4 protein-coding genes and 1 pseudogene are annotated in these 7059 nt (G+C 63.1%); all 5 read right to left on the reverse strand.

Annotation, left to right across the window (positions count from 1 at the left end):
* Nucleotides 1-449: 449 nt before the first annotated feature.
* Nucleotides 450-3233 (reverse strand): class I SAM-dependent DNA methyltransferase, encoded by a 2784-nt coding sequence (locus tag DKL51_RS19935; RefSeq protein WP_124812370.1) that lies wholly within the window; start codon nucleotides 3231-3233, stop codon nucleotides 450-452.
* Nucleotides 3234-4329: 1096 nt separating this feature from the next.
* Nucleotides 4330-4875: a hypothetical protein gene (locus DKL51_RS19945; protein WP_124812372.1), complete on the reverse strand. Its 546-nt coding sequence runs from the start codon at nucleotides 4873-4875 to the stop codon at nucleotides 4330-4332.
* Nucleotides 4876-5515: 640 nt separating this feature from the next.
* A pseudogene (locus DKL51_RS36950) lies at nucleotides 5516-5668 on the reverse strand (site-specific integrase); the annotation flags it as partial.
* Between the two features lie 96 nt (nucleotides 5669-5764).
* Nucleotides 5765-6172, reverse strand: coding sequence for an HAD hydrolase family protein (locus tag DKL51_RS37200; protein WP_369008637.1), 408 nt, complete (start codon nucleotides 6170-6172; stop codon nucleotides 5765-5767).
* Nucleotides 6070-6423, reverse strand: a complete 354-nt coding sequence (locus DKL51_RS35815; protein WP_207786356.1) for a haloacid dehalogenase-like hydrolase — start codon at nucleotides 6421-6423, stop codon at nucleotides 6070-6072. Before DKL51_RS35815 ends, DKL51_RS37200 begins: the two co-directional genes overlap by 103 nt.
* Nucleotides 6424-7059: the final 636 nt, after the last annotated feature.

A 7059-nucleotide genomic window follows, 5' to 3' on the forward strand; every position in this document is an offset into this window, starting at 1 on the left:
GTCGTCCTGCCGGCGGCTGGCGCGGAGAGCGGGAAGCCCCGTGGGCCGCCGGCAGGACGACAGGGGGTTGACCGGTGGTGTGGTGGGCCGGCAGCCGGCCGGGCCGCGCGGCCAAAAGCCCGCGCGGCGTAGAGGAGCGCTCGCCGGCCACGTCGGCGATCTGGCGGCGGTCGCGGGGCTGCGGTCAGTGCGCCTCCGGCGGGGGCGCTCCGGCTCCAGGATGGCCGGAGACCGTCGGCAGCCGCAGGGTCGGTGGGTGGTTGCGGTAAGCCATCCCGCCTGCCACCGACCCGGGCAGACCGAGCAGACCACCGCCCGACCCGCCAGCGTCCGAACCAGTGTCAAGGTCCGCTTGACGTGGCGGGCCGGGCGGCGGCCCGCTCCCCAGAAGGGCGGGTCGATGGCAGACGGGATGGCAAGGATCGGCGTTGCCGGCGCGAGAAGCCTCGTTAACGGGTGCTCTTCCGAGGGCTCCGCGAACTACTGAGCCCAGCGTTCAACAAAGGACTTGCAAGCTTCTGATACTCCTCAAACAAGATCGCTTGCCTGTCCGCCTCTGCCGCCAACTTTCGCCTGCCAAACAGCGATTCAACAGCACGGTCTAAGGTTTTATGGGCTGCCATCAATCCTGGCGGCATAAGCATCGGATCGTAAAGCTCGCCGAGCGTTGATTCGCCGTAGCCTTCTCGTGAAATCAGTACGGCCCGTGCCGCATCCTCTACTGCCCCTCTGCGGGGGTGATCGACGCGTGGGAAAGGAAAGGTGTTGTAAATCGTGCCGGGCGAGAGCTGTAGCCGGCTTTCTAGTCTTCCGGCGACAGTATTGACCCAAACCATGAACATTCCCGACTGGAGGATCCCGAACAGGAATTCGTCTGCTCCCGGGATGCACCAACTGGGCGCACGAACCAGCGTGTCCGGTTCGTAGAAGCGCATCGGCACGTATCTCCTCTTCTCGGAGCTTACGTACGGGACAAGCAAAAACCTCTTGGCTTGGGGGCGGGGCTCGGTGAATAGGGAGGGAGTGTCGGCGGCGCGCCTCGTCACTTCCCTTCGGCTATCAAGGCGATACCGCCGTACCCCCTCTATTCTGCCCTTGATGAAGGCCGACCTTCTCAGCTCGCTCGGAGAGGCGTCTGCGAGCCAGAGGACCCGCCGGTCGATTCCCTTTAGCATCTCATCTGTTCCAATGTATGGACGCAGATACCTCGCCGCCACGGGGTCCGCAAGCGCCTCCCCTAGATCTGCAGGTTCAACAATAAGGTGCCCGCCATCGTTACACATGCTGCCGTACGCGGCCGCCGGGTAGCCGTCACTAAGAAGCGCACGCGACTTCTTCACAATGATGTTCGGCGCATCAATTAAGTATGGGTTGATGTTCGCCGCCACCTTGACGACTGGGTCACCGGAAGTATCCGGGTAGTCAAACAGAAGCTTCGTTTTCCGAAGGCCAGCCCAGGAGAAACCGGCGATGACGACGTGCACCCCTGCGCTTCGTCGTGCCTCGCTTGTCCATTGAAATGTCCTGTGCGCGAAATCAATCGCGAAGCCGGCATCCAAAATTGCAGGCCACAGCACGCCGACATTTTCGCCTTGACTGATTGAGTTCGTAGAGACAAAGGCAGCGCGGACTTGGGTGCCACGCATGTAGTCCACGGCCTTTGCGTACCACGCCGTTACGTAGTCAAGGACTCCGTTTCCTCGGGCGCCGCCGAAGGCAATTTCCATGTCCTGCTGTTGCTGTGAGCTGCGATACTGGCGGCCGACAAAGGGCGGGTTCCCGAGGATGTAACAACATTTTTCCGGGGTAATCACCTCTCGCCAGTCGACGCGGACAGCGTTGGCGACATGAACATGAGCGGCAGCTCGGAGCGGGATTCTGGCGAAGTACTGGCCGAAGCGCTTCGACAGGCGCATATTCTCCAGGTGGTCAACCAGGTAAATTGCAGTCTCGGCGATACGGGCGGGGAACTCCTCGATCTCTATCGCATAGAATTGGTCAACATCGACTTTGGAGAGCGCGCTGATGAAATCAATGCTGAGGTGCTGCTGTCCGTGTCCGGTTAGCTCATCCAGCCTGACAAGAACGTCGAATTCGAGGCGACGCAGCTCGCGATATGCAACGACGAGGAAGTTGCCACACCCTGCGGCAGGATCGAAGAAGGTTAGAGAACCTAGGCGGTCTTGAAGTTCGCGCAGCCGCCGAACGCTATTCTTCGCCGATTCAAAGTCGGCGCGCAATTCATCAAGGAAGAGTGGACCAATCAACTTCATGATGTTGCGCTCAGACGTGTAGTGCGCGCCAAGGGCGCGCCTCGCGCTGCGGTCCATAACGGACTGGAACATCGAACCGAAGATTGCAGGACTGATTGCCGACCAGTCGAATGCCGAACACGCGATCATTAGGTTGCGTAGATCGCTGTTAAAGTCAGGTATGTTAATTCGCTCTTGAAAGAGTCCTCCATTGACGTACGGGAAGCGATTCAATACTGGGTCGAGCGTGCTCGTCCGGGCGCTTTCCGGGGTATCAAGGACTCGGAATAGGCGCTCAATGAGCGCCCCGTTGTCCGATCCATCCTCCGACGTTCGTGTTTCGAGGAACTCGCTGAACAAGCCCTTTTCCCACACGCCCGTGTCGTCGGCGAAGAACACGAACATGAGCCGCACCAGGAACACCTTCAAGTCGTGGCCCTGGTATCCGGTCTCCTCAAGAGCATCATAAAGGCTACCCATCATCTCGGCGGCCTTAATGTTTACCTCGTCTTCAGGCTTGAACGTCCGAGACTCGTAGCCCGCGATGAAGCCAAAGCGCTCTATCTGCGTCGGTAGATCATCGAGAGGAAACTCCGTGACATCGCCCTGCTCTAGATCCAAGACCCGGAAGGTCGCAAAATCACTCGTGATTACCATCCGTGGTTGCTGGATGTTGTCGAGCGAGTTCAAGTAGTCGAGAGCTTGTTCCTCGGCTTCCGCAAGCGACTTGCCGGCAGATTTATGTTCGACGGCGATTTGGCCTTCCCAGAAGGCATCAATTCGGCCACGGCCCCCGGTGGATTGACGGATCGCCTTACGCTCGAACTGGATATACCGCCGGCGCTTAATGCCGAATATCTCGAACCATTCGTTCCAGAATGTCTGTGCTTCGGCGTTCTCTCGCGTCTCGCCTCGCCAGTCCGCTACAAACCTGGTTGCCCGCTCTCGGATGTCGTTCCAAGAGATCGGCTTCTCGGGCACGCTCGCCTCCTGCGTTACAACAGCTGCAGAACGTTACCAGGCTCACGAGGTGACGTCCGTACCCGTTGTCGATGTCTATGTCCGTTGCGTCTAGCGTCGATCATGATAGTCCGATCCGCGCCGAAGTTGTACGGGCGAGGGCGGGACCTGGAGGGACGAAAGTACGAGTCGCGGGAGTACGGCGAACCGTCAGCTACAGCTCCCGGCACCGTGAAGGCAGCCTGACCGGCCGAGCTTGCAGGACACCAGGCGTCCTGACCGGCCGCCGTGGGTCAACCGGGCGGCGACGACGGGAGCAACGGCCGGACGCCCGTGGACTCTTGGTGGGCGACCAACGACAGCAGCAACGGCAGCGCCCACGGCGTCGCCGGCCTCTTGCCCGACCTGGTCGCCGGCCTGCTGGCATACCGCCGCGCCGCACAGGCTCGCTGGCGAAGAGGGAGCCAGGCCGTCGCTAGGCCGTCAGAGGGCGAACATTGCCCACCAATGACGACTACTGGCGGCGGCCTTTGCCGACGTTACAAGGCGTGACGACAAGCCGACCAGCCACGAAGGACCGGCCTTACCTGAAGTTGGTGTACTGCATCGCTGCGCTAGTAGTCCTGCGCGTCGTACGGTCCCGGCTTCGGCTCTCCGCGCGTCCAGATCGCACCGCAGTCGGTGCACACGTTGTCGCCCGTGTCCGAACCGAGGTAGTACTCGCGCTCATGCTGCTCGTGGGCGCACGGTGGGCTTCCTGCCTGTCGCCAGCGCTCGCGCCGGCGGGCTGCCTCGTTGATCTGCAAATGCTCCTCCGGTCCCGACGCTGACCCTCATTCTAAGCAGCACGTGGGCCTGGTCGGGATCCGCGAACCCGGCGAGACGGTTCTCTCTGGTCCCCTCAGTGCTAGCCTCTCGGGCCCTTCGTTGGGCCGCCTGGGCCGTCACGGGGCCGTCAAACGCCGACCAGAGACGACCGACGACGACCAGCAGAACCTAAAGAAACAGCAGGTCAGCCGCCATGTGAGAGCGGCTGGCCTGGTGGGCGACGGACGAGTCGACCTGTACGCCGGAGACTATGGCCTCGCCGCTGCGGGTGGCAGGGTGGCGACGAGAGTCATTGCTGCGGCACCTGGACTGTCGCTGGCATGGTCCCCGTGTCGATCTCACAGGGTAGATACCAACTCCCATGATCCTGGTGCTCAGCAGTGAATGCCAGACGGATAACCGGACCCCGTTCGCGCAGCCAGGACTCCTGCGTGTAACTCCTCATCCAGTGCCCGGGGTGGGTGTGCTCCAGCTGGTACGGCAGCTCCTCGCCGACCGGAAGACTCTTGTCATACACGACTTGGCGCCCCATGCCATCAGCCTGCGCATCGTCCGGCCCAGTGTGAGGCGTGAAGCGGTAAGGCCCCCAGACGTGCTGCTTGACCTCTTCCCGGGTCGGGCCGTCCATGTACTGCTGGGACCCACTTTCACCTCGGCGGTGGTGGTCATTCCTGACGGCTACGGTCAGCCGATCGAGGCGGTCGAGCCCCGGCGGGCCAATCAACGCCACCCGCAGACGCAGGATGCCTTCGGAACCTGGGTTGAAGGGCTCGCAAGTCACACGTAACCGAGGGGAGAGCTCGCTCTTGCGGCGCTCGCTCTCGATGGCGGTCATTCGGACGGCGGTCGTCCTCGCTTGCCAAGCGGCGATGGCCGCGATGGCAGCGGCGGCGACGGCCGCAGCGCCTTGGACTGGTGCCCAGATGTCCAACGGTTCAGCCGATCGTGCGAAGGGGTGTCGGCGAGCGCGATGATCGTGCCATCGACTGAGTCGTAGATCAGTTCGCCACGCCGGGCAGACGGTTGACCGCCGCTGCCGCAACGAACCGGGCGGGGGAGGCTGCCGACAGCAACGGTGACAGCAGCGAGCCGGGACGCCACCAGCCAGCAGCACACTTGGCCGGACGGTCGTTCGAGGTGGCGACGCGGCTGGACGCGGCAGGACGAAGTGCCCAGAACTTGCAAACGAGGGGTGGAGACTCTCGCGATGGCAGCCAGGCTGGCGGTCAAGGTGAGTGTCTAACTGAGTGACTACGGGTGCGAACACGGCTGCACAACCACGGACGTCGGCGCACCAATCACGCAGGTCAGAGGCTCAGCAACGCCAGCTCAACGAAGCGGAATCGTTGCCTGGGGGTCAAGGGGTCGTCGGTTCGAATCCGGCCGTCCCGACAGCAGCGAAAGAGGCCGTTAACCGGAGCATATGCCCTGGTGAGCGGCCTCTCTTGCTTCCCGGAGCTGGCCTGGTTGCCGAGCTAGACAGCGCGTAGCTGGGGACCATCCGGGGACCGCCGAGCCTGCAGGTGAGCACTCAAGGCAGTTCCCGCGTCCGTGATCGATTGGCGATCGGGATGCAGGTACCGCTGGGTCGTGGTGAGTGATCCGTGCCCAGCGATCTTTCGCATGACAGCGTCGCCATAGTGGGCCAGCCGCATCGTGGCAGCACTGGGATCGACACCTGAATGTGCCCGGCGTCCGTCTGCGGGTGCAGTTCGGCGCGCTGGTCATTCCCACGATGCATGCACGGCGTTCAGCCATGCGCCGAGGAGTGGCAGCACGGCCCGCAGATCGGTTCCGTCGACTGATACGTGGGCGGCTGCGCGAGCCGCCGGGGTTGCGTTGAAGGCGATGGCCAGCCCGACCGCAGCGAAGAGTGGCACGTCCGAGCGACCGTCGCCAACGGCCACGCAACGCTTCGGGTCCACGCCCAGCTCGGCGACACGCTCACCGCGAAGTCGCGCTTGCTCAGCTCGTCGAACTGCTCGGCGACCTCCCCGCTGTAGCGGCCGTCGATCAGCTCCAGACGCGGTCAGCAAGCGCGATCGAAGCCGAAGCGGTCGCACAGATGGGTGCCCACGACGTCCCACGCCAGCGTGGCCAGCACGGGCACCAGCCCCCGCCGACGGCACCACAGGACCGTCTCGGCAATGCCATCCACCAGCGGCAGCGACTCCAAGAACCCTCGCACCTCCGTGGGCGTCCGTGTCGCCCAGCCACGAGCTTCGAGGACGGCAGCCTCCTGGCTGCTCAGGGTGCCGGCGCCGTAGCCGGCCTGCACCTCTTGAATGACCTTGGCATGGCCGAGGAACTCCGCCAGGTGCTGCCCGCTGCTGGTCCGCGCCAACGTCCCGTCGACATCAAAGAACACCGCTCCACGGATCACGGTCGAACGCTACCGGCCGCCAGGGGCAGCGCGAACTCCGGCGCAGCAACGTGCGCTCATGCGATGCGCGCCCCTGTCGCAGACGGTGAAGGCCTCCGCGTCGCTTCTTGAGGATCATGTCGGGCATCAGGTGGGACGCGAGCGTCAAGCATGTCCCGTGACAGGACACAGCCGGCTGCCGGCATGCCGGGCTCTACTTGATTCGTTACACATCGACTTCACTTGAAGGGTGCCAGTTGGCCGGCTCTCTCCGGGCTCGGCTGTCACGGTGCGTAACTGGCGTGCCGCCTATCGCTGGGGCATGCGATCCTCGACGCCGGTCAAGACGCGCGATCAGCGGCAGATGAGGATGCTCGCCTTTCGCTCTCACGCTCTTCGTGCGGCTACGCGTGACCACTGCCAGCCAGCCACGTACTCCCACGGGCACCCGTGGAGCCACGCGTGTATCACAGAAAACCCATCTCCTTGAGATACATCTCCTAGGAATGTAATCTGATGGCGTGGACGCTCTAGTGTCCTGTCTCGCAAATAGATAGCCGTTTTAGTAGGCTCTGGGCGTGACACGTGCTGCCGCACCACTGGTGCTCGAACCCGGCCAGCGGGAACTGCTGGAGTCTCTTGCCAAGTCGCGTACGG

The sequence above is a fragment of the Micromonospora globispora genome (genome assembly GCF_003857015.1).
GTDB classification, from domain to species: Bacteria; Actinomycetota; Actinomycetes; order Mycobacteriales; family Micromonosporaceae; genus Micromonospora; species Micromonospora globispora.